Below are 23,868 nucleotides of genomic sequence, written 5' to 3' on the forward strand. Positions count from 1 at the left end.
ATCAGAGTTATATTGTTCTTCGGTTTGTTTATAAGTTATTAATGGGTTTGTCGATTCCCCAGACTTTGGAATAGAAATCGAATAAATCTCTCATATACATTGACTCTGCTATTCCCTTGTTAACCATTATAATTAATGTATCAGCAAAAAGCATCCTTCTGCTACAAAATTTTAGGATTAATCTTTTTCAATTATTTAATGATTTGTATATTGTAGCCGTTTTATAAAAACTTCATAAACACAAACCAGAATAATTAAAGAAGTAGTATGAATTTGAATAAATGTATTTTGAGGAAACAGTTACTGGTTTCCTTTTGTTGTGTGCCCATTTTATCTGTTAGTGCAACTATATTGCAGTTACCTACAAAGATGGAAGTCCTTCAGCAAATGGCTTTAGTGAACAACTATTACATGACCAACAATGCAATTTCCGCAGGAACTAACGATTGGGTAAAATCCGCTTATTTCACAGGATGTATGGAGTTTTATAAGGTTTATCAGGATCAGAAGTTACTTGATTATATGACCTTATGGGCCGAAAAAAATAAGTGGGCGTTGGGAGTAAATGCCGACAAGCATGGTGCTGACGGGCAAGTGTGTGGGCAAACTTACATTGATTTGTACCGGTTGGATAAAAATAAACAGGAGTATAAGATACAGGCCATTAAAGAGTGTGTGGATAATTTGATTGCTAATCCGCAGGAATCTATTGACGATTGGTGGTGGGTAGATTCTTATTTTATGGCGATGCCTCTTTTCTCGAAACTGGGAGATTTGTATAAAGATAACGTTTATTTTGAACGGATGCATGCTATGTATACCTATTCAAAAGCGCGTTGGAAACTTTATGATGAAACAGACCACATTTGGTTTCGTGATAGTACGCAGGTACCTGCCAAGAGCCTGAGTCCTAATAAGAAGAAAGTCTGCTGGTCTCGTGGAAATGGTTGGGCGGTTGCTGCTTGTGTTCGTGTCTTGAATGACCTGCCTGCCGATCATTCTTATAGGGTGGAATATGTTCAGTTGCTGACGGAAATGGCAGCAACTTTAAAAGCCTGTCAGCGTGAAGATGGCTTCTGGAATAGAAATCTGTCCGATCCGGAACATCTTGCTGGTCCGGAAACAAGCGGTACAGCCCTTTTTGTATATGGCTTATCCTGGGGAATAAATCACGGAGTACTTGATAGAGAGCTTTATCTGCCTGTGGTTCTCAAAGCGTGGAATGGAATGACTACGATTGCGGTTCATAAAAACGGACTTTTAGGATATGTTCAAGGACCAGGTTTCAAGCCGGAGTCAAACTATCCCTTAAATGCTGAATCGACCTGGGACTATGGAGTCGGAGCTTTCCTGTTGGCCGGAAGTGAAGTTGTAAAACTGGCCGAAGGTGAAATGCCGGAAGTAGGTGATTTACCGGAACCGCCTATCGAGGCAGTGAACATAAACGTGACAGCAAGTACTTATGAAACCGGTACGACAAATACCCCGGAAAAGACTTTGGATCGGGATTTCAATACACGTTGGTCGGCCGAAGGTGAACAATGGATTAAGTACGATTTACTATCAGAAGAAACTATAGCAACGGTTGATATTGCATTTTGGGATGGGCATAAGCGCAAGTTTAACTTTTCAATAGAGCTTTCGACGGATGATGAAAACTGGACAGAAGTTTTTAATGGCCAATCCGGAGGAAATACGGATCGTTGGGAGACGTTTTACATAGGTCCTTGTAAAGCCCGCTATGTCAGAATAAGCGGAAAGGGAAATACTAAAAATAAATGGAACAGTATTTTAGAGACTCGTATTAATATCATAGACGTGCCAACGGATATCAATAGGATCGAAAATCAAACAGCTGTGACGATATACCCGAATCCGGCTTCAGATGTCTTGAATATTGAAGGTACTGATGATGGTGAGACGATTTGTATATACAATGATTTGGGAGTCAAGGTTATGGAAACATGGAACCGGACAATTGATATATCTTCTTTTTCAACCGGGATTTATTTTGTGAAAGTTCAGAATGCGGTTTTTAAGGTTATCAAACAATGATTTTGATACTTGCTATGTTGCGTATCATGTTGTGAACGCCTTAAAAACCGGTTCGATTTTCTGTATTTCCGATTCAAATCCAAACCAATAACCGGCTTGTCCCTCCTGATTTATTGGCAAGAAGCACAAACGCAGTGTTTCTTTGTATTCACCATAGAGGATTGTCCATGTTTCAGGAGGAACCTGCCGCTTGGTTTTGACTTTTTCAGCCGGAAGTTTCTTTAACGACATACCCGCCTCTATCCAGGCGATGCTTACTTGCGTCTGATAGTCAGTATAGTACTTTTTACAGAATTCATACAGAATCAATCCTCTTTTCTCCAGACTCAGTGGTTGGTCTATCAGCCCAATCTCTATCAGATGATTTAAAAGTTCGTGTAGAAATGTTTGGTTTTCCAGAATCAATTTTCGCGTGATAGACTGCCAGGCAGGAGTGTTATAGAAACCATCTAATAATCGTGAGAGGTAGCGGGCTGTTTGTAGCTCATCTACACTGATTTCCCTGGTTTGCAACACTTCGTAAGGTGGGAGTGGAGCATATTGAATCCCTAACTCTTCCGCTCTTCTCCGCATTTCTGTACCGGGAAGCAACTTTAACGATTCCAATTGTATTTCTCCTGCTCCATATTCGGCAAGGGTTCGTATGTCTTCGAATATTTCGGAGAGATGATACAGCGGTAGTCCGGCAATAAGATCGGCATGAGTCTCCATATTGGGCAGTGTACATAGGTATTTCAGTCCATTCAGTGCGTCGGATAAGCGTCCCATCCGTCGGCTTTGTTCCAGCACAGGCTCACGCAAACTCTGAATACCGGCTTCCAGATGGAGCAAACCTTTGGGAAGCTTGGCAAGTTCCTGTTTCAGCTCTTCGGAGAGCAAGGCCGGGTGTATCTCAAGATGAAAGCAGATATCAGGAGAAAATTCGAGAAACAGATTGAGTAGTTCTTTGGCCCGTTTGTTATTGTAATTGAAGGTACGGTCAAGTACACGAATGTTTTTGATACCATGTCGGTGGATCTCTTTTAAGCGTTCACGGATGACCTCTATAGAGAGTGTCCGTACCGGTTTTTCTCCACCACTTACACAGAAGGCGCACGTGTTGAAGCAGCCTCGTGTTGTTTCAAGTTGTACAAATGGTTTACTCCAGTTGAAGAAGCGACTTTGTTCAGGCGAAATGAGATTGGCAAACTCCATAACGCGGGCAATGCCATTGTCGCGATACCCTCCTTCTTTATCAAGGTAGCACAATCCGGCAATGGCATTCCAGTTTTCCGGTTGGCTCCAACACTCAAGCCACTGTGGGAATACCTCTTCACCTTCTCCACGAAACACACAACTGACAAATGGATTCTTGCGCAGAAACGCTTCATTGTCTCCCAAAAACTCAGGTCCTCCCATAACTACACAACATTGCGGAAGCAACGCTTTAGCTCTTGAAACAATATGTAGCAACTGCTCGTGATTGAACAGCCAATTGGTAGCGGCAATGATATCCGGTTGGTGATAATAGATACTGTTTGCCACCATACCTGCATTTTCATTGATAGTAGCTGATACGATTTCCCATTCGATGGAGTTATCTGTTGCAATCTGAGCATGCAGTGCCGGTAACGCCAAAGAGGAGTGGGCATAAGAGCTATTTAAGTCGAGCCAAAGAATTTTCATGCAAGAATTTTAACGTTTATGGCCGCAAAGGTATAAAAAAGCAGGCTTTATTCACACATCGTTGATTAAAAACGCTATATTTGTCGTCATATATTAACTATAAGTCATAAGAATATGAGAAAATTAAACTATGCACGATTTATATTGTTATTAGTATTGACACTTGGTTTAAATGCTTGTGGTGGTGACGATGTTTACTACACAGATGATTATTTGCGTAATAGTGATGAAAAGTTGTGTGGAAAAACGTGGTCGGAAAATTATACAGAAGATAATATGAAGTGTGTCCATCAGCTGAAATTTACGAAAGATAGGAGCGGACAAGAGATATTCAACTATTATCGTGTCGGCGAATCACGTCCTGCACGTACTGAAAGTTATAATTTTGATTGGGAATGGATAGATCAGGAAATGGAAGGGTTGAAACTGGATCGTGGTGCCGGAGAGATTCACTATTTTGATAATGTCTGGGTACGTCAGAACTATCTTTCTGGTAAATTGGATGGTATAGAAGTGACATTTGTAAAAGAATAAAATAACGAATATGAAAATATTGAATCCTATAAAGTTGCTGTTGGTATTGACCATGCTGGCTGTTGGCTTTTCTTCTTGTGAAGAAGATGATGAAACCATCTATGATTATCTCATTGGGCGTACGTGGGTCGGTAATTTAGGCTTTGCCGTAGGACCTTATGATGTGGAAAGTGGTGTCACTTTCAAAGGGAATGATTATGCCATAGATGAGCAATACTATTATGGAGATGGCGGAAGGGCGGCTACCCTGAATCTGCGTTGGTGGATAGATATGGGAACGTTATATCTGGATTATGGTTCGGATTATCCTCTGTTGGAAATCAGAGGAGTGTATGTTACCGGACGTTTCCTTTATGGTGAGCTTTATGCAGATGGAGATTATGAATTCGGCGTCACGTTGGAAGCAAACTAAAGTTATTATTTATTCTTTGGATAGCTTGCTAATATCCAACTACTAATCTAGTATTTTAACAGTGACTTAAAATGCATATTAACAGTGTGTTAAGTACGTACTTTTATACCCCAAAAGTACGTACTTTTTTATAGTCTGATTTTCAGTTGTTTTTAGGATGAAATTTATGGTATGGTTATTGCTTTAGAAACAACTTTTTGAAATTAGGCGGATACGGCGTCTCAAACTCCATTAGTTCGTTTGTCACCGGATGATAGAAACAAAGTTTGAAAGCATGCAGAGCCAATCGGCCAATAGGGTTGGGAACACCTTCGCCACCATATCTTCCGTCACCGATAATAGGATGTCCCAAGTCTTGCATATGTACACGAATCTGATTCTTACGTCCTGTTTCCAGATCGAGTTCCATCAATGAGTATCCATTGGCACGTTTGATGGTGTGATAATGTGTGATTGATTTAGAGCCACCATCATCGTACTGACTGGAGCTTACGTATAGTGTACGGTCTGTTAACCAGGAGGTTACTGTGCCGTGATCCTTCTCCATTTCGCCTTCCACAACTGCTACATAGCGACGGTCTGTAACAATATCATGCCAGTATTCGCGCAAAGTATGCTGGGTCTTTTCGTCTTTAGCAAACATCATTATGCCTGATGTATCGCGGTCCAGACGATGTACTACATATACGCGGTGGTGTTTGCCCGAGCGTTGTACATATTCATTCAGGATGGTATAGGCTGTACGTTCTTTCTGGCGTTCGGTATTCACAGAAAGTAACCCTTCCTTTTTCTCTATTACAATGATAAAGGCATCTTCGTACACAATCTTCAGCAGGCGGTTATTGAATTCTTTCCGGCCTTTATCTTTGCTGATCTGTATTTTCATGCCTGGCTTTAAAGCAAAGTCAAACTGAGTGGTTATTACATTGTCTACATAAACCACACGTTTGCTTAATAATGATTTCAGCTTTGTGCGGCTGGCATCCGGCATTTTAGCGGCGAGGAATTCCATGAGTTCCATTGGTTCCTTCACCAGATAACCGGTATATTGCGCCCGGGCTTTCTCAGCCGGGGTTCTTCTGGGTCTTTTTTCTTTAGCCATTTTTTCTCTTTTATCTGAGTTCAAGCAATACTACATTTTCTACATGGTGCGTATGTGGGAACATATCGACCGGTTGCACGGCTGTCACCTTATATTTCACATCAAGCAGCTGTAAGTCGCGTGCTTGGGTGGCCGGATTACAACTAACGTATACAATCCGTTTGGGTTCGGCAAACAAGATAACATCTACCACATCCTGATGCATTCCGGCACGGGGAGGATCGGTTATAATCACATCCGGACGTCCGTATTCGTTGATGAAATCCTGCGTCAGCATATCTTTCATGTCTCCTGCAAAGAACAGTGCATTATGGATGTCATTGATTTCTGCATTTACTTTTGCATCTTCAATGGCTTCGGGCACATATTCGATACCAATTACCTGGCGGGCCTGACGTGATACGAAGTTAGCGATGGTTCCCGTACCTGTATAAAGGTCATAGACCAGTTCGTTTCCGGTCAGGCCGGCAAAGTTACGGGCTATCTTATATAAATTGTATGCTTGCTCCGAGTTTGTCTGGTAGAATGATTTCGGACCTACTTTGAAGCGCAGTCCTTCCATCTCTTCAAACATATGATCGTTGCCTTTGAATACATGTACGTCCAGATCATTGATAGTATCGTTACACTTATTATTAATAATGTATAGGAGGGAAGTTATTTCGGGAAATGTATCTGCTACGTATTGCAACAGTTGCTTGAAAAGTTTCATTTCGCCCTCTTCTACAATCTTGCAGATGATAATTACCATCAATTCTCCTGTAGATGATGTGCGGACAATCATGTTGCGAAGCATACCTTCCTGAGAACGCAGGTTGATGAATGAGTAATTGTGTTCGTAGGCGTAATCGCGTACTGCATTACGGATACGATTGGATATATCATCCTGCAACCAGCATTTTTCTATTGCCAATACTTTATCAAATGCTCCGGGGATGTGGAAACCTACAGCATTCATCTGATCGTATTTCACATCTTGTTTCACTTCTTCGTTGGTGAGCCAGCGCTTGTTGGAGAAAGTGAACTCCAGTTTGTTCCGGTAGAATTCGGTTTTGGCAGAACCCAGGATAGGAGATACCTCCGGCAGTTCTATTTTTCCAATACGTCTCAGATTATCTTCTACTTGTTTCTGCTTGAATTTTATTTGCTCTGCATAAGGCAACACTTGCCACTTACAACCGCCGCATACACCATAGTGCTGGCAGAAAGGAACGGCACGTATCGGAGAGAGTTCGTGAAACTTCACTGCTTCTGCTTCGGCATATTTATTCTTTTTACGTTTGATCTGTAGATCTACCACATCGCCCGGTACTACGTAAGGAACAAAAATCACCAGGTCGTCTACTTTTGCTATGGCTTTTCCTTCGGCAGCCACATCCGTAATTGTTACCTTCTCCAGTAGGGGAAGCTCTTTTCTCTTTCTTGCCACTTTTACACCAATCTAATAAATTATTTCGCAAAAATAGGCATTTTTTCGGGATTTATCTCTATCCTTTGAAATAATAAAGATTGCAATGTCGAAATTGCATTTTAGCAGAAACTTTTTTCGCTAAAAGTTTTTTGGTTTACGAAATATACTTAGATTTGCGAACAGAAAAACCCAATAGACAACTTTAAATACATATTATGGACAAAAAAAGAGTTTATACCTTTGGTAATGGTCAGGCAGAAGGCAAGGCCGACATGAAGAATTTATTAGGTGGCAAAGGTGCCAATCTTGCAGAAATGAACCTTATCGGGGTTCCTGTTCCTCCCGGATTTACTATCACAACAGACGTTTGTACCGAATATTATGAACTGGGACAAGATAAAGTCGTAGCTCTCCTGAAAAATGAAGTAGAAAAAGCGATTGAGAATATTGAAGTCTTGATGAAGTCGAAGTTCGGCGATATTGAGAACCCTTTGCTGGTTTCCGTTCGTTCCGGAGCACGTGCTTCTATGCCGGGTATGATGGATACGATCCTTAACCTGGGATTGAATGACGAAGTTGTGGAAGGATTGACCCGTAAGACTGGTAATGCCCGTTTTGCATGGGATTCTTATCGCCGTTTCGTACAGATGTACGGTGATGTGGTGTTGGGTATGAAACCTGTGAACAAGGAAGACGTGGATCCGTTTGAGGCTATCATCGAAGACGTGAAACATGCAAAAGGAGTGAAGCTGGACAATGAACTTGAAGTGGCGGATCTTAAAGAACTTGTAAAACGTTTCAAAGCTGCTGTAAAAGAACAGACCGGAAAAGATTTCCCGACTTGTGCCTACGAACAACTTTGGGGTGCCGTATGTGCAGTATTTAACTCATGGATGAACGAACGTGCTATCCTTTACCGTAAGATGGAAGGAATTCCTGATGAATGGGGTACAGCTGTCAGTGTACAGGCTATGGTGTTCGGTAATATGGGTGAAACTTCTGCTACAGGTGTTTGCTTCTCACGTGATGCTGCTACCGGTGAAGATCTCTTCAATGGTGAGTATTTGATTAATGCACAAGGTGAAGACGTTGTAGCAGGTATTCGTACTCCGCAACAAATTACTAAGATTGGTTCTCAACGCTGGGCCGTACTGGCTGGTGTGACCGAAGATATTCGTGCTGCTAAATTCCCTTCAATGGAAGAGGCAATGCCCGAAATTTATAAGCAACTGGATGCGTTGCAGACTAAACTGGAAAATCATTACCGCGATATGCAGGACATGGAGTTCACTGTACAGGAAGGCAAGTTGTGGTTCCTGCAGACTCGTAACGGTAAACGTACCGGTGCGGCTATGGTGAAAATTGCTATGGACTTGCTCCATCAGGGAATGATTGACGAGAAAACAGCTTTGATGCGTGTTGAACCCAATAAACTGGATGAACTTCTTCACCCTGTATTCGATAAAAATGCTTTGAAACAAGCGAAGGTATTGACTCGTGGTTTGCCGGCTTCTCCGGGAGCTGCAACCGGACAGATCGTTTTCTTTGCTGATGATGCTGCCGAATGGGCTGCAGGAGGTAAGAAAGTGGTTATGGTGCGTGTTGAGACTTCTCCTGAAGACCTTGCAGGTATGGCTGTGGCACAGGGTATTCTTACTGCACGTGGTGGTATGACTTCACATGCTGCTGTTGTGGCTCGTGGTATGGGTAAATGTTGTGTTTCCGGTGCAGGCGCATTAAATATTGACTATAAAGCACGTACGGTTGAAGTAGATGGTGTTTTGCTGAAAGAAGGTGATTACATTTCATTGAATGGTAGTACGGGTGAAGTTTATCAGGGTAAGGTAGAAACCAAAGCTGCTGAGCTTTCCGGTGACTTTGCCGAATTGATGGCATTGGCCGATAAATATACAAAACTTCAGGTGCGTACCAATGCCGATACTCCGCATGATGCGAGAGTAGCCCGTGATTTTGGTGCTGTTGGTATTGGGCTTTGCCGTACGGAACATATGTTCTTTGAAGGAGAAAAGATTAAGGCAATGCGTGAAATGATTCTGGCAGAAGATGCCGAAGGACGTCGCAAGGCATTGGCTAAAATCCTTCCGTACCAGCAGGCTGACTTTAAAGGGATATTCCAGGCTATGGAAGGTTGTCCGGTGACTGTGCGTCTGCTTGATCCTCCTTTGCATGAGTTTGTACCGCATGATTTGAAAGGACAGCAGGAAATGGCAGATACAATGGGTGTAAGCCTGCAATATATTCAACAGCGTGTAGAATCACTTTGTGAGCACAATCCGATGTTGGGTCACCGTGGTTGCCGTTTGGGAAATACATATCCTGAAATTACTCAGATGCAGACACGTGCTATTCTGGGTGCTGCACTTGAATTGAAGAAAGAGGGTGTTGAAACACATCCCGAAATCATGGTGCCTCTGACCGGTATCCTGTATGAGTTTAAGCAACAGGAAGACGTGATTCGTGCGGAAGCTGAAAAACTGTTTGCTGAAGTAGGTGATCGTATCGACTTCAAGGTAGGTACAATGATTGAAATTCCACGTGCTGCCCTGACTGCCGACCGTATCGCTTCTTCTGCCGAATTCTTCTCATTCGGTACAAATGACCTGACTCAGATGACCTTTGGTTATTCTCGTGATGATATCGCTTCCTTCCTTCCGGTCTATCTGGAAAAGAAGATTCTGAAAGTAGACCCATTCCAAGTACTCGATCAGAAGGGTGTAGGCCAATTGGTACGTATGGCAACAGAAAAAGGTCGTGCTGTTCGTCCGGACTTGAAATGTGGTATTTGCGGTGAACATGGTGGTGAACCATCTTCTGTGAAATTCTGCCATAGAGTAGGATTGAACTATGTAAGCTGTTCTCCGTTCAGAGTACCCATTGCAAGACTTGCAGCGGCGCAGGCGGCGATAGAAGATTGATAATTAGTACTGTATATTAATTTTAAGAGAGGGAAGCCATTCAAAAAGGTTTCCCTCTTTTATTTGCCTTGTTTGGGTATTTTATAAAAAACTAACTAAAAAATTGTATAATAAGAACTCTTGTTATACCTTTGCGCCCCGAAATAAATAGACACCGGATGCTTGCCTATTTTATGTTTAATTTAAAATAAAAAGAAAAATGAAAAAACTATTAGTATTTTTGTTTGTTGTGGTTGCAACTTTGTCTGTGAATGCGCAGGATATTTACATGGGTGGTACATTCAATTTATGGCGTAATACTGATGCCAATAGAACAAACTTTACAATAGCTCCGGAAGTAGGCTATAACCTCAGCGAGAAATGGGCGGTAGGTGTAACTTTTTCTTATGCTCATGACTATTTGAAGGGATTGAAGGCAAACAGTGTTGCTATTGCACCTTATGCTCGTTTTTCATATTATGAGAATAAGATTGTAAGACTATTTATTGACGGTGGTTTGGGATTTTCTACAAGCCGTGTGAAAGATGCTGATGATGCAATTAACGGTTATGAAATCGGATTACAACCGGGTATCGCTCTTAAACTGAATAAAAGTTTTAGCCTTGTTGCTAAATGTGGCTTTGTTGGTTTCAGAGATGATTATACAGTAAAAGAAGATGGCTTCGGCATCAGCTTACGTAGTGAAGATCTGAGTTTTGGTTTCCACTATGAATTTTAATAAACCGATTTTGAAAATTTAGAGCGAAGATTCTTTATTTTCTAATAAAAATAGGGAAGGGAGTTCCGGTAAATAGGGAATTCCCTTTTTTAGTATGTAATATCTATTTGTTTTGTATTTGTTGACTTAATATTTGTTTTGTGTGTAATTAGATTATACATTTGTATATTGTTGTTAGACACAGAGACTTAAATGGCTTTTTATTAATTAAAACACTAAAATCATGAAGAAAAGTATTTTATTAGTGATGTTTGCTTTATTATCGGTAGCAGGTTTTTCACAGGTTTCATGGAATGCTAAAGTCGGTATGAATATTAGCAACTTTACAGGTGATCTGGATGTAAGTGCAAAAGTTGGTGTTAAATTAGGGGTAGGAATGGAATATGCCTTTAATGATACATGGTTATTACAACCTTCCTTATTCTTATCCCAGAAGGGGGCTAAGTTTAGTGCAACGGTCTCTGGCGATGAAGCTGATGTGAAATTCAACGCGATGTATTTTGAATTACCAATTATGATGGCAGCACGTTTTAATGTGGCTAATAATACAAATATTGTGGTAAGTGCCGGTCCGTATATGGCTTGTGGAGTAGGAGGGAAAACCAGAACCAAAATGAAGGTTTGGGGATTAAAGACGGACATAAAAGAAAAAACTTTTGGCAGTGATGCTTTTGATCGTTTTGATGCAGGCTTAGGAGTTGGTGTTGCGGCTGAGTTTGGTCGGATTATAGTAGGACTCGACGGGCAGTTTGGTTTGGTGAAGTTGATGGATATGAATATTGACTCCAATCCTAAAAACATAAGCTGTGCTATTACTTTAGGATATAAATTTTAAGATAACCTAACTACTTTTATTAATAAACGAAGCTCCCACCTTATTCATCAAGAATGAAGTGGGAGTTTTTTATAGAGTGACTATACTCTCTTAATCAGCCAGTCTTTTCAGTTTCTTGAAATGCTCTATTACCGCCAGATAATCACGGTCACAACAGGCATCAAATTTATTCCATACGTCTCCCAATACTACAGCACCACCGAATCCGAAATCTTTTATCTCTGGTAAATTATCTTCGTTGATGCCTCCAAGGGCCATGACTTTACAGTCAATAATTTTATCTTTTTGTGCTTGGCGAAGTTCTTCGGCAGTATATGTAGAGTAATAATTGACTTTTGAAATACTGTCGTAGATAGGGCTCATGAACACATAGTCGTAAAAATGCTTTTTATTTTTTACTTCTTCTACTGAATGGCATGAACAACTTACGTGTCCGGCGTAATCATGCGGTTCTTTAGGGTTACGACTATTCAAATGAATTCCCATCAGATTGAATTCTTCTTTCAGATAGAAATGTTCATGTGTTACTATACGATTGTGATATCTTTCCGGTATGAGTGTCAAAAGACGTTCTGAGTACATAGCGGGAGTTTCCGGTTTTCTAAGATGTAGGATATCCAGACCCTCTTCAAAAAGAGCAGTAATTATTTTGTCCTCTTCAATGAAGAAGGTGGGGGTGGTAACTACAATAAGCTTCATTTTTTATGTTAAACAGTTTGTTTAGCAAAGTTAGTAATTAACTATTTGCGAGACCAACGTTTATAGTGAAAATATGTTAGATTGCCATGTCCGCAAGTCAATTGTCCATAGTTTACCGGCTAAAACCTCTCCAAAACCACAGATTATCTTTAAAACTTCGGTTGCCTCTACACTTCCGGTAATGGCAGGCGTGACGCCTATTACTCCTTTAGGTGGAGGAGGCATACGTAGCATCTCTTCTTCGTTGGGGTATAAATCCCGGTATGTCTTTTTTGTCTTGCCATAATTGAATACAGATACTTGACCTTCAAAGCCACAGATGGCTCCGTAGACATAAGGTTTGCCTTGTTCTACACAGATATCATTGATCAGATATCGTGTAGAAAAGTTATCGCAACCATCCACAACAATATCATAGTCACTGATAAGCTCTTTAGCATTTTCTTTGCTCAACCGGCCCGGGCAGGAATTTACTGTAATTTCGCTATTGAGTGCTGTAAGGCGCATGGCAGCGCAGACTGCTTTAAAATCGCCTAATTCATCTTCTGTGTATAATACTTGCCGTTGCAGATTACTGATACTTACTTCATCGTCATCTACGAGTCCTAGTGTACCTACTCCTGCCCCTGCTAAATAAAGGGCGATAGGAGAGCCGAGTCCTCCCACACCGACTATCAGAACTTTAGCGGCTTTTAGCTTGGCTTGTCCTTCTTCTCCAATTTCCGGAAGAATTATTTGTCTGTTGTAACGCATGAATATATTTACGATTAGACAATTTACGATTTACGATTGAAATTACTTGGGTTTACATTAATATATTTACGATTAGACGATTTACGATTGAAGAATGATTTCCTATATTGGATATATATATAAGTGGCAGGACTAATTTCAATCGTAAATTGTAAATCGTCTAATAGTAAATATATTAAATCCTCATTGTTGTTTATAATCAAAAGTCTGATCCCAGTCTTTCCATATCGGTTCGCGTCCCAGCTTTTTCAGGGCTTTTTCTACCTCTGTGGCTTTGCGCTCATCACTGACATGAAATTGCTCGAGCGTTTGTGGATAGCTGTAATATCCGCCCGGCTCTGTTTTGCTTTCGGCGCTCATAGTAGTTACACCTAATGTTGCCATATTATTACGGATTTCCGCACTCTCACGGGTGGAGTAGGAGATATCTACATCGTGATCGAAGATGCGCATGGCAAAGGTGAGTTGTGCCAATTCACGGTCGTTCATGACAACGTTTGGTTGAAAACCACCATTTTCGGAAGGGCGCATACGTGGGAAGTTTACACTATATTTGGTTTTCCAGTAATGCTTTTGCAGATAGCGCAGGTGGTATGCCATCATTGTCACGTCTGTTCGCCATTCTTCCAGCCCTATAAGTACGCCCATGCCTATTTTGTGAACACCTGCCTGTCCCATGCGGTCGAAACCATTAACGCGCCATTCAAATTTAGACTTCATGCCACGGGGATGGTAGGTTTTATAGTTTGCTTTGTTGTAGGTTTCCTGAAAGCAAATAACGCCATTCAGACCATGATGGGTCAGTTCTTCATATTCCTCTGCCTTCAGTGGCATAACTTCTATTTGCAAATTACTGAAATAGGGTTTTGCCAGATCGAGTGCCCGTGCTATATACGGTACTCCTGCGGCAGCCGGGTTTTCTCCTGTCACCAACAGCAGGTTCTCGAAAGGAGCCAGTTTTTTGATGGCTTTGTATTCATTTACCATTTCTTCTTCTGTTAATATAGTACGTTTCATCGGGTTGCTGATGTGAAAACCGCAATAGACGCATGAGTTGGTACATGAGTTGGTAAGATAGAGAGGCACGAACATGGAAATCGTCTTTCCGAAACGCTCCATTGTATATTTTTGGCTAAGCCGTGCCATGACCTCAAGATAAGGGGCTGCGGCTGGTGAGATTAATGCCATAAAGTCATTAACGTCACAATGTTCTTTTCCTAATGCCCGACGTACATCGGCATCTGTCTTGGAATAGATGGCTTTCGTCGTCTCCTCCCAGGATATTTTATCTAATTCATCTGAAAACATTTTATTTTTTTCTTTTAGTAGTCTGATTTATTTTCTTCAGTGTATTCCGGATTGTTGTTGTTACTCCTTTTGAAAAGAATTCTGTTTCAACACTTTCGAGAATGATACGTAATTCACCCAACAGTTCCGGCTCTTTCTGGCAGAGCCGGTAAGCGGTCTTGATGCACAAAGCTTGTACTCCGATACTTTCAGCGGGCGAGAACATACGGTCGAAACAGAAATTCAGCAGAGGAACAGATATAGGTTCCTGTACCGGAAGATTGAAGAGAATGGAAAGAAGCAGGCGTTTTGAACCGTCGTGCGTACAACTCAACAAGCGTCCTGTCAGTTCTTCCCGTAATGGGACAAACCAACCGGGATGAACCTCGCTTAGCTTTTCGCAAACCCATAATGCACGCCATGAAACGAGGAGTTTATTGTCGAAGGTGAGTTTGTACATATCCGGTAATTCCTCTGGATGAAGGCTGAGAGATTTTACCATTGGTTCAATGTTCAATTCAGAAATATGCACCAACAGGGCATTACGAAACTCGTCGATTCTTTCCATATCTGTTTATTCTTCTTTCTTTGTGTTTTTGAGTTCACGACTCAGACGCATGGCACAGAAGTTAGGACCGCACATCGTACAATATTCTCTGTCTGTATGCCGCCCGGCATGGAAATAGGAGAAAGCACGTTCGGGGTCAAGTGAAAGGTCGAACTGGTCTTTCCAACGGAATTCATAACGGGCTTTACTTAGTGCATTATCACGTACCTGTGCACCGGGATGTCCTTTCGCAAGATCGGCTGCATGAGCAGCAATTTTGTAAGTGATCACTCCCACGCGTACGTCTTCTTTGTCGGGCAGAGCAAGATGTTCTTTCGGAGTGACATAGCAGAGCATTGCTGTGCCCAACCAACCAATCTGTGCAGCACCAATAGCTGATGTAATATGGTCATATCCGGGAGCGATGTCTGTAACCAACGGACCGAGGGTATAGAAAGGAGCATTGTGACATTTTTCTATCTGACGTTCCATGTTTTCTTTGATTTTGTGCATAGGTACATGTCCAGGCCCTTCAATGAATGCCTGCACATTCTTTTCCCAGGCACGCACTACAAGTTCTCCCATGGTGTCGAGCTCGGCAAATTGTGCTTCATCATTAGCGTCGTGGATAGAACCGGGGCGAAGGCCGTCTCCCAATGAAACGGCTACGTCATATTGTGCCAGAATATCACAAATGTCATCAAAATGCTCGTAGAGGAAACTTTCACGGTCATGTACAAGGCACCATTTACTCATAATACTTCCACCACGGCTTACAATTCCGCAAAGACGTTTTTCTGCCAGATGTACATTGTGACGGCGAATTCCTGCATGGATGGTAAAATAGTCTACACCCTGTTCGCATTGTTCAATCAAAGTATCGCGGTAAAGTTCCCAGGTAAGATTTTCCACTTTCCCATTAACTTTCTCCAGAGCCTGATAGATGGGTACAGTACCTACTGGTACCGGGCAATTACGGATGATCCACTCGCGTGTTTCATGGATATTTTCTCCTGTTGAGAGATCCATAAGTGTGTCGCCGCCCCATTTGCAGCTCCATACGGCTTTTTCCACTTCTTCGTCAATACCGGAGGTTGTGGCAGAGTTTCCGATATTTGTATTGATTTTCACCAGGAAGTTACGCCCGATAATCATAGGTTCTGCTTCCGGGTGATTAATATTAGCAGGTAATACAGCACGCCCTTCGGCTATTTCCTGACGGACAAACTCGGGGGTAATGTACGTTTCTATACCCAATTCTTCGCAGTTCATATTTTCACGGATAGCTACGTATTCCATCTCCGGAGTGATGATACCACGTTTGGCATATGCCATTTGAGTAATGTGTTCACCTTTCTTTGCCCGATAAGGTAGAGCGATATGTTCAAAGCGCAGATGATCCAATCCTTTGTCATTCCGGCGCATACGGCCATACTCAGAGGTAATTTCGGGTAATTGCTCTACATCGTTCCGTTTCAGAATCCACGCTTCACGTAGGCGTGGTAAGCCTTTTTTCAGGTCGATAGATACATTGGTATCACTGAAAGGCCCACTGGTGTCATATACATAAACTTTTGGATTGGGCGTTATAATCTTCTCGTCACCATCGAAAGTTGTGCTTGGCACTTGTTCTACTCTGCGCATAGCTACCCGTATTTCAGGGAATAGTTTGCCGGGCATATACACTTTCTCAGAGCGTGGGAATTTTATTTTTTGTTCCATATAATTAGTTGTTAAATTACAGTGCGTCTATGTCGCAGCTATTATTGTATATTTAGAAATGCTGTAAGCGGAGAGCTTGCTTCCGCAATGAGGTTATCCGCTTGCATGCCTAAACCAGCTTCGTAAGCCATACGTCCGGCTTCTACTGCCATCTTGAATGCTTTGGCCATTTCTAACGGATCAGCTGCTACTGCAATGGCTGTATTGACCAGGCAGGCAGATGCACCTAACTCCATGGCTTCTGCCGCATGGCTTGGAGCACCGATACCGGCGTCTACTACTACAGGGATATTGGCCTGTTCGATGATAATTTTCAGGAATTCTTTCGTTTGCAATCCCTTGTTTGTTCCGATAGGAGCACCCAGTGGCATTACTGTTGCAGCACCGGCTTCTTCCAGTTGTTTACAAAGCACAGGGTCGGCCTGACAATAGGGGAGTACAACAAAGCCTAATTTCACTAATTCTTCAGTAGCCTTCAGGGTTTCTACAGAATCGGGAAGGAGATAACGTGGGTCGGGATGAATTTCGAGTTTCAGCCAGTTTGTACCGAATGCTTCACGCGCCATTTGTGCGGCAAATATAGCCTCTTCGGCATTTCTTACTCCCGATGTATTGGGCAATAACTGAATATGCGGATGGATGATATGTCTCAGCATGTCATCTTCTTTGTTGTCCATATCAATACGTTTCATAGCTACTGTCACCATTTCGGTACCCGATGCCAGAAGAGATTGTTCCATCAGTTCATTAGAGTTGAATTTGCCTGTTCCCAGGAAAAGACGGGAGTTGAACTCACGTCTCGCAATAATAAGTTTTTCCATATCTGTGATTTGTGAATTATAATTTATGAATTGTGGGGAGGAGTATTTTCTAGATGTTAATTGATAAAATCCGGCTTGTTTCCTCTATAGGATTTTCTGCCCGCAAGATGGTACCGGAAAGGGCGATAGCATTCACTCCGGTTTTCATAATGTCGGGGATATCTTCGAAAGTAATTCCTCCGATGGCAACTACCGGCAACGTGATATCTTCTTTTTCCATTTGTGAAAGAATGGATGTGTATCCTTTCAGTCCTAACACAGGGCTCAGATTCTTTTTAGTTGTAGTAAAGCGGAAGGGGCCTATCCCTACATAATCAACTCCTGCCTCATATAGCATTTTTACATCTTCGAAGGTATTAGCTGTTCCTCCGATAATGAATTGTTCTCCCATTCGTTGACGGGCTTCTGCTACCGGCATATCCATTTTGCCCAAATGTACTCCGTCTACTTCTAATTTTATTGCCAGTTCTACATGATCATCCAATATTAGGATGGACTCGTATTCCCGGCACATTTGTTGCAATTGCAGGGCAACGGCTTCTACCTCTTCAAGCGGGGCCTCTTTCATTCGTAGTTGTATCCATTTGCATCCGCCTTCGAGTGCCATACGTGCCGAGTCCAGATACGAATATTTTTCAGTCTGGTGGGTAATAAATTGTAGATTGATCATTTCTTATCCTCCGCAAGCTGCTTTAATTATAACCAGATTGTCACTCTCGTGCAGTACAAATTTGTCCCACTCTGTGCGTGGAATCATTTTATTGTTTACCGCGATGGCAATGCCTTGCGAAGGAAGTTCCAACTGTTCAGTCAGTTGGGTGATGGTAGAAGCATCAGTGATTTTTACTTCTTTGTTGTTAACTTGTACTTTCATTGCTACAGAATTAAAATTATAATGAAAGTAAATACAAAGAGAGTGCTAATAGTGGAGGCGATAAAAGTAACACAATTCCTACGTCAGTGCTAACTGCATCAGGTTCCAGGGTATAATCTCAGCCCCTTATAGGGCACCCCTTTGTTTTTACAGGGGCAAAGTAAATGAAAAAGATGCAGAAAAACGGCAAAACAGAGGATTATTTTTTGATGGATGTATAGAAAATGTTCATCCGGCAAATACGTAGTTTGTTAATATTGTTAATGCCATTTTTAACGCTTTGGATATGCTATCCTATATTGTACACTTTAGTATATCAAAAGTGTACAATATAGGATGGCAAAAGTGTACAATTAACATTCGGATAAGTGTACACTCTTGTTTGTCTTTATATAATAGGATTATATTTCTTGAAAATCAGTGGGTTATATAAAGGTGAATACTCGTATCCCATCTCACATCTCTTCTTTTAAAAAAACTTGTAGTTACTTTTTTGATAACTCCGCGTTTGTTGGATGAACCTAAAAAAAAGACTATCACTCAATTTTGAGTGATAGTCTTTTTTACAATGTTGAGGGGTTTATTACATTCGTTTGTCAACTACTTCCCAATCGATAATGTCCCAAAGGGCATTTACATGATCTGCACGACGGTTCTGATAATCCAGATAGTAGGAATGTTCCCACACGTCAAAGCCTAAAATCGGTTTCAGTCCGGCACGTACCGGGTTGCTTCCGTTGGCTTCTTTAGTGATGTGCAGTTTGCCATTTTTGTCTACTGACAACCAGGCCCAACCTGAACCGAACAATCCAACTGCAGCTGCATTGAATTCTTTCTTAAAGTTTTCAAAGCTACCAAAGTCACGTTTGATGGCTTCTGCCAATTTACCGGAAGGTTCTTTCTTTGAAGGCTTTCCTGCAAATTGTAAAAAGTAGAGTGTATGATTCAGTACCTGTCCGGCATTATTGAAAATGGCACCATCCGGCGCTTTTGCTACGATCTCTTCTACGGTCTTACCTTCGAACTCGGTTCCCGGAACAAGGCTATTGAGGTTATTTACGTAGGTTTGCAGATGTTTACCATAATGAAAATCTATAGTTTGCTGACTGATTACAGGTTCCAGCGCATTATTAGCGTACGGAAGTTTAGGCATCTCGTAAGTCATGGTTATAAATATTAAAGACATTAATAATGTATTCATAATGTTTGGTTATTAACTATACACTATTAACATACGAAAACCCATAAATGTTTATAGAGACAATCAAAAATCTATCTGTTTGTTCTATTTAATTATTATTTGTTCCGTTATCTCCGGATTTCCCTTTGCTGTTTTCCGTATCCATCGTCCGGCCTGATCGTATTCATAATACATGTTGCTATCTATCTGGTTCCCAAATTCATCATACGCGAAATACTGTGAGCAGACTCTTTTTTCGTTGTTTACCAGTATTTGTGTAGAAATGATTTTTGCCAGATAACCGTATTTATCATATTCATATACATCTGTCTGTGAACTGATTTGTGTCGGTAGCGGATTTTTAGGGAGCGGCAATACATATTGTGACCTTATTTCATTTCCTTTGCTGTCATATTGATGCACTGTGGACGAGAGCATAACATCTTTATTGTACTCCTTTTCTTCTATTAGTTTTCCCTGATGATTGTAGCTGTTCAATACCAGTCTGCCATCGGTATATTTCAGTGAATCACTCTGGATTGTTCCATCAGTATCAAATGTTCTTGTCCTCTTATATATTTCTTTTTTTGTTTTGCTATTTATCTGTATTTCCTGTATACATCTATCCTGTGCATCGTAAAAGAAAGAGGTATGGAATTGCAGGTTACCGGTAGTAATGTCTATACCCGCCGGCTTTCCGTTTTTCAGATAAGTATATACCTCTGTGGTATTTTTATTATTTTGCTTTTCTTCTGTTTTCGTCAGTATTCCTTTTTTGTAATATTTGATCGAAGCAGGAGTAATCCATATCACCGAATCTTCGAACTGCTTGCACAAGTCCTGTGCTTTGTCGCGAAACTCTCTGTATTTATGTGTAGTCAGAAAATCTCGAACTAATCCCAGTTTACTGTTGCTATTCACTTCCGGTTTCATCAGTTCATAGTCCACACTGTCTTTTATGTATTCCAGTTCAGAGGTATATTTGCGCTGGCCTTCTTCCAGATAAGATGCGTTCTCATAATCACTGATGCATTGTTTCTTAGATACCGGTACTCCCGCTTGTTGTATCATGGAAAAGAGATAATCATCATATAAATCACGTACCTCCGGAGTGTATTTACGGCCGGACATTCCGTTGAAATAACGGTTCAAAGTTGTATTATCGAAAAAGTTCTTGAAATTGGCATGAGTGGGTGCCCGTTTCACATTGTCGTATAAGAGTTGGTTGTATTCATTCATGAGTTTTACCAGATATTTGCCTTTCGGAAATTCATTGAAGTAATTCTCATATTTGCCGGCGTTATTTTTCTCTTCACAGTCTTCCATTAATGCATCTTCTCTTGTTATGTAGAAGAGATCCATCTGTGCCTGTGAAATGGGGTATTTGCCGCTTTTAGCTCCTTCTATTAATTGTTTGCTCAATGTCAGTTTGTCTTGTGTTGTATTCAATACTTCGGTTATCACCTTATTGGTACGTTCCCGCAAAGGAGCAAAATCTATTTCGTTTTCATTACAAATAGCGGGCAAGCTTCCTTTGACGGCTTTAGCGTAGGTAGGGTAGTAGTCGGCGGCACTTTTATTGTCCGGTTGGGTCCACAGGCGGCACATGATGTCCATTAGTTCTACTTCGGCTGCAAATGCCTGGATTGTTTTCTCATCCAGCTTCTCGCGGCCTTTTTGAAATTTCTCGGTTTCATTTTCACTTAGGAGTTTTAGGAGCTTTCCCACACGGTCTTGTTTCTGTGCCATGACTTGTAAGGCTCCTGTTGTCATATTTATGAGAAGAATGGCAACTAAAGAGATACTCTTTTTTATCATACCTGTTTTATTTGATGTTAAGTCACAAAAGTATATAAAATTACATATATTGTCAAATGAATGTTATAATTTTGCCGCTATGGAAAGAAACTATATCGAAGAATTGAACGAAAGCCAGCGTGCTGCGGTACTTTATAATGACGGACCATCACTTGTTATAGCCGGTGCTGGTTCCGGGAAAACCCGTGTGCTAACTTATAAAATAGCTTATTTACTCGAAAACGATTATAATCCCTGGAATATCCTTGCACTCACTTTTACTAACAAGGCGGCCCGGGAAATGAAAGAACGCATTGCCCGTCAGGTGGGTGAGCAGCGCGCCCGTTATCTTTGGATGGGTACATTTCATTCTGTCTTTTCACGTATTCTCCGTGCCGAAGCACAGTCCATAGGGTTTACTTCGCAATTTACCATTTATGACTCGGCCGATAGCAAGAGCCTTTTGCGTTCTATCATTAAAGAAATGGGATTAGATGATAAAACCTATAAGCCCGGTGTGGTACAGGGACGCATTTCCAAAGCTAAAAATCATCTCGTGCTGCCTTCCGATTATGCTGCAAACAAAGAGGCATACACTGAAGATCAGGCAGCTAAAATGCCTGCCATTCGTGATATATATCGTCGCTATTGGGAGCGTTGCCGCCAGGCGGGAGCTATGGATTTTGATGATTTACTGGTATATACTTATATTCTCTTTCGTGATTTTCCTGAGGTACGGGCGCGTTATAGTGAGCAATTCCGCTATGTGCTGGTAGATGAGTATCAGGATACTAGCTATGCACAACACAGTATTGTACTCCAATTGACAAAAGAGAATCAGCGGGTTTGTGTGGTTGGAGACGATGCTCAAAGTATATACTCTTTCCGGGGAGCAGATATTGATAACATTCTCTATTTCACCAAGATTTATCCTAATACGAAAGTTTTTAAGCTGGAGCAAAACTATCGTTCTACGCAAACCATTGTTTGTGCGGCCAACAGTCTGATTGCAAAGAATGAGCGGCAGATACCCAAAGAGGTCTTTTCCGAAAAAGAGAAAGGAGAAGCCATTGGTGTATTTCAGGCTTATAGCGATGTAGAGGAAGGGGATATTGTAGTCAATAAAATAGCGGAACTACGGCGTGAACACGCTTATGGATATTCTGAATTTGCTATTCTGTATCGTACAAATGCACAGAGCCGTGTTTTCGAAGAAGCACTACGGAAGCGCAGTATGCCTTACAAAATTTATGGCGGACTTTCATTCTACCAACGGAAAGAAATTAAGGATGTAACTGCTTACTTCCGGTTGGTGGTGAATCCGAGTGATGAAGAAGCATTCAAACGTATTATTAATTATCCTGCCCGTGGTATTGGTGATACTACGGTGGGGAAGATCATATCCGCAGCTACTGATAATGGGGTCAGCCTTTGGGCAGTGCTCTGTGAACCGTTGAGTTACGGACTGACAATTAATAAAGGTACGCATACAAAACTGCAAGGTTTTCGGGAACTGATAGAGGGCTTTATAACCGATCTGTCCGAAAAGAATGCCTATGAGATAGGAACGGACATCATTCGTCAGTCCGGTATCATCAATGATGTTTGCCAGGATACTTCACCGGAGAATTTGAGCCGTAAGGAAAATATCGAAGAGTTGGTAAATGGTATGAATGATTTCTGCGCTTTGCGGCAGGAAGAGGGAAATCCCAACATTTCTCTGACTGATTTTCTTTCGGAAATAGCCTTGCTTACTGACCAGGATTCAGATAAAGCCGATGACGGAGAAAAAGTAACTTTAATGACGGTTCATTCGGCAAAGGGATTGGAGTTTAAAAATGTATTTGTTGTGGGATTGGAAGAGAATCTGTTTCCAAGTGGTATGGTAGGAGATTCTCCACGGGCATTGGAAGAAGAGCGCCGTTTATTCTATGTAGCTATTACCCGTGCCGAGGAACATTGTTTCATCTCTTTCGCTAAAACCCGTTTTCGTTATGGAAAGATGGAGTTTGGAAGTCCCAGTCGCTTCTTGCGTGATATTGATGTTCATTATTTGCAGTTACCGCATGAGGATGGAGTCGGCCGTTCGGTAGATGAAGGTGCCGGACGTTTTCGCAGAGAGATTGAAGGAGGTTTTGCCCGTTCTGTTTCTCCTTCACGTGTTCCTTTCGGTACAAATACTTCAGACCGTGAGCGGCCGAAAGTACAAGTTATAGCTCCCACTGTGCCAAGAAATCTGAAAAAGGTTAGTGCGGTAAGTGGCAATAGTATTCCGTCGTCTGCTTCTTCAGCTTCTATAGCGGGAATACAGGCAGGACAGGTGATAGAACACGAGCGTTTCGGCCTGGGAGAGGTAGTAAAGGTAGAAGGAGCAGGAGACAATGCAAAAGCAACGATTCGCTTTAAAAATGCAGGTGAAAAGCAACTATTACTGCGCTTTGCACGTTTTAAAGTAATAGGATGATTACAATAACCGCTTGCCGTATGTTCTGTGCGGGAAGCACCACAAAAAGAGTGAGT

General features: G+C 41.6%; 20 protein-coding genes and 1 riboswitch. Of the genes, 7 read left to right on the forward strand and 13 right to left on the reverse strand.

Features of this window, described 5'->3' with window-relative positions; genetic code table 11:
- Nucleotides 1-267: 267 nt before the first annotated feature.
- The gene (locus tag VCM39_RS08890) at nt 268-2,055 is read left to right on the forward strand and encodes a glycoside hydrolase family 88 protein (RefSeq protein WP_322933054.1); all 1,788 of its coding nucleotides are present in this window, start codon (nt 268-270) and stop codon (nt 2,053-2,055) included.
- A gap of 24 nt (nt 2,056-2,079) precedes the next feature.
- On the opposite strand, the gene VCM39_RS08895 is transcribed toward VCM39_RS08890, so the two are convergent.
- Nucleotides 2,080-3,720, reverse strand: coding sequence for a B12-binding domain-containing radical SAM protein (locus VCM39_RS08895; protein ID WP_322933053.1), 1,641 nt, complete (start codon nt 3,718-3,720; stop codon nt 2,080-2,082).
- Nucleotides 3,721-3,834: 114 nt separating this feature from the next.
- Between VCM39_RS08895 and VCM39_RS08900 the strand changes: the two genes are divergently transcribed.
- Together VCM39_RS08900 and VCM39_RS08905 are read left to right on the forward strand one after the other, a co-directional pair.
- Nucleotides 3,835-4,254, forward strand: a complete 420-nt coding sequence (locus VCM39_RS08900) for a hypothetical protein (protein WP_002559847.1) — start codon at nt 3,835-3,837, stop codon at nt 4,252-4,254.
- A 10-nt stretch (nt 4,255-4,264) separates the two neighbouring features.
- Nucleotides 4,265-4,666, forward strand: coding sequence for a hypothetical protein (locus VCM39_RS08905; protein ID WP_221650180.1), 402 nt, complete (start codon nt 4,265-4,267; stop codon nt 4,664-4,666).
- 175 nt (nt 4,667-4,841) lie between these two features.
- Here VCM39_RS08905 and VCM39_RS08910 read toward each other — a convergent pair whose 3' ends face one another.
- Together VCM39_RS08910 and rlmD are read right to left on the reverse strand one after the other, a co-directional pair.
- Nucleotides 4,842-5,768, reverse strand: coding sequence for an RluA family pseudouridine synthase (locus tag VCM39_RS08910; protein WP_221650181.1), 927 nt, complete (start codon nt 5,766-5,768; stop codon nt 4,842-4,844).
- Between the two features lie 10 nt (nt 5,769-5,778).
- Nucleotides 5,779-7,197: a 23S rRNA (uracil(1939)-C(5))-methyltransferase RlmD gene (gene rlmD / locus VCM39_RS08915; RefSeq protein ID WP_322933052.1), complete on the reverse strand. Its 1,419-nt coding sequence runs from the start codon at nt 7,195-7,197 to the stop codon at nt 5,779-5,781.
- A gap of 197 nt (nt 7,198-7,394) precedes the next feature.
- Between rlmD and ppdK the strand changes: the two genes are divergently transcribed.
- The 3 genes from ppdK to VCM39_RS08930 all read left to right on the forward strand — a co-directional run bounded on the left by ppdK (nt 7,395) and on the right by VCM39_RS08930 (nt 11,668).
- Nucleotides 7,395-10,115: a pyruvate, phosphate dikinase gene (gene ppdK / locus VCM39_RS08920; RefSeq protein ID WP_289293846.1), complete on the forward strand. Its 2,721-nt coding sequence runs from the start codon at nt 7,395-7,397 to the stop codon at nt 10,113-10,115.
- Nucleotides 10,116-10,314: 199 nt separating this feature from the next.
- On the forward strand, nt 10,315-10,833 hold the full coding sequence (locus VCM39_RS08925) for an outer membrane beta-barrel protein (RefSeq protein ID WP_289293848.1): 519 nt from the start codon (nt 10,315-10,317) through the stop codon (nt 10,831-10,833).
- Nucleotides 10,834-11,056: 223 nt separating this feature from the next.
- A complete protein-coding gene (locus VCM39_RS08930; protein WP_289293850.1) occupies nt 11,057-11,668 on the forward strand; it encodes a porin family protein in 612 nt (203 codons plus the stop codon).
- 90 nt (nt 11,669-11,758) lie between these two features.
- Here VCM39_RS08930 and VCM39_RS08935 read toward each other — a convergent pair whose 3' ends face one another.
- The 10 genes from VCM39_RS08935 to VCM39_RS08980 form a co-directional block, all read right to left on the reverse strand.
- A complete protein-coding gene (locus tag VCM39_RS08935; protein ID WP_002559929.1) occupies nt 11,759-12,367 on the reverse strand; it encodes a thiamine phosphate synthase in 609 nt (202 codons plus the stop codon).
- Between the two features lie 60 nt (nt 12,368-12,427).
- On the reverse strand, nt 12,428-13,120 hold the full coding sequence (locus VCM39_RS08940; RefSeq protein WP_289293851.1) for a HesA/MoeB/ThiF family protein: 693 nt from the start codon (nt 13,118-13,120) through the stop codon (nt 12,428-12,430).
- A gap of 183 nt (nt 13,121-13,303) precedes the next feature.
- Nucleotides 13,304-14,428: a 2-iminoacetate synthase ThiH gene (gene thiH / locus VCM39_RS08945; protein WP_002559931.1), complete on the reverse strand. Its 1,125-nt coding sequence runs from the start codon at nt 14,426-14,428 to the stop codon at nt 13,304-13,306.
- Between the two features lies 1 nt (nt 14,429).
- Nucleotides 14,430-14,975 (reverse strand): hypothetical protein, encoded by a 546-nt coding sequence (locus tag VCM39_RS08950; RefSeq protein ID WP_289293853.1) that lies wholly within the window; start codon nt 14,973-14,975, stop codon nt 14,430-14,432.
- Nucleotides 14,976-14,981: 6 nt separating this feature from the next.
- The gene (gene thiC, locus VCM39_RS08955) at nt 14,982-16,676 is read right to left on the reverse strand and encodes a phosphomethylpyrimidine synthase ThiC (protein WP_322933051.1); all 1,695 of its coding nucleotides are present in this window, start codon (nt 16,674-16,676) and stop codon (nt 14,982-14,984) included.
- 41 nt (nt 16,677-16,717) lie between these two features.
- The gene (locus VCM39_RS08960; RefSeq protein WP_322933050.1) at nt 16,718-17,497 is read right to left on the reverse strand and encodes a thiazole synthase; all 780 of its coding nucleotides are present in this window, start codon (nt 17,495-17,497) and stop codon (nt 16,718-16,720) included.
- A 49-nt stretch (nt 17,498-17,546) separates the two neighbouring features.
- Nucleotides 17,547-18,167 carry a thiamine phosphate synthase gene (locus VCM39_RS08965; protein WP_322933049.1) on the reverse strand — a complete coding sequence of 207 codons (621 nt, stop codon included), beginning with the start codon at nt 18,165-18,167 and terminating at the stop codon, nt 17,547-17,549.
- Between the two features lie 3 nt (nt 18,168-18,170).
- Entirely contained in the window at nt 18,171-18,371 is a 201-nt protein-coding gene (gene thiS / locus VCM39_RS08970) for a sulfur carrier protein ThiS (RefSeq protein ID WP_025867280.1), read from the reverse strand.
- A gap of 58 nt (nt 18,372-18,429) precedes the next feature.
- Nucleotides 18,430-18,522, reverse strand: a riboswitch (TPP riboswitch).
- A 432-nt stretch (nt 18,523-18,954) separates the two neighbouring features.
- A complete protein-coding gene (locus tag VCM39_RS08975) occupies nt 18,955-19,572 on the reverse strand; it encodes a superoxide dismutase (protein WP_195350321.1) in 618 nt (205 codons plus the stop codon).
- A gap of 84 nt (nt 19,573-19,656) precedes the next feature.
- Nucleotides 19,657-21,369 (reverse strand): hypothetical protein, encoded by a 1,713-nt coding sequence (locus tag VCM39_RS08980; protein WP_322933048.1) that lies wholly within the window; start codon nt 21,367-21,369, stop codon nt 19,657-19,659.
- 79 nt (nt 21,370-21,448) lie between these two features.
- Here VCM39_RS08980 and VCM39_RS08985 point away from each other — a divergent pair, with 79 nt between their 5' ends.
- Complete coding sequence (locus VCM39_RS08985) at nt 21,449-23,812, forward strand: ATP-dependent helicase (RefSeq protein ID WP_322933047.1); 2,364 nt, start codon at nt 21,449-21,451, stop codon at nt 23,810-23,812.
- The last annotated feature ends 56 nt before the right edge of the window (nt 23,813-23,868 follow it).

This window comes from Bacteroides mucinivorans, assembly GCF_034654355.2.
GTDB classification, from domain to species: domain Bacteria; phylum Bacteroidota; class Bacteroidia; order Bacteroidales; family Bacteroidaceae; genus Bacteroides; species Bacteroides nordii.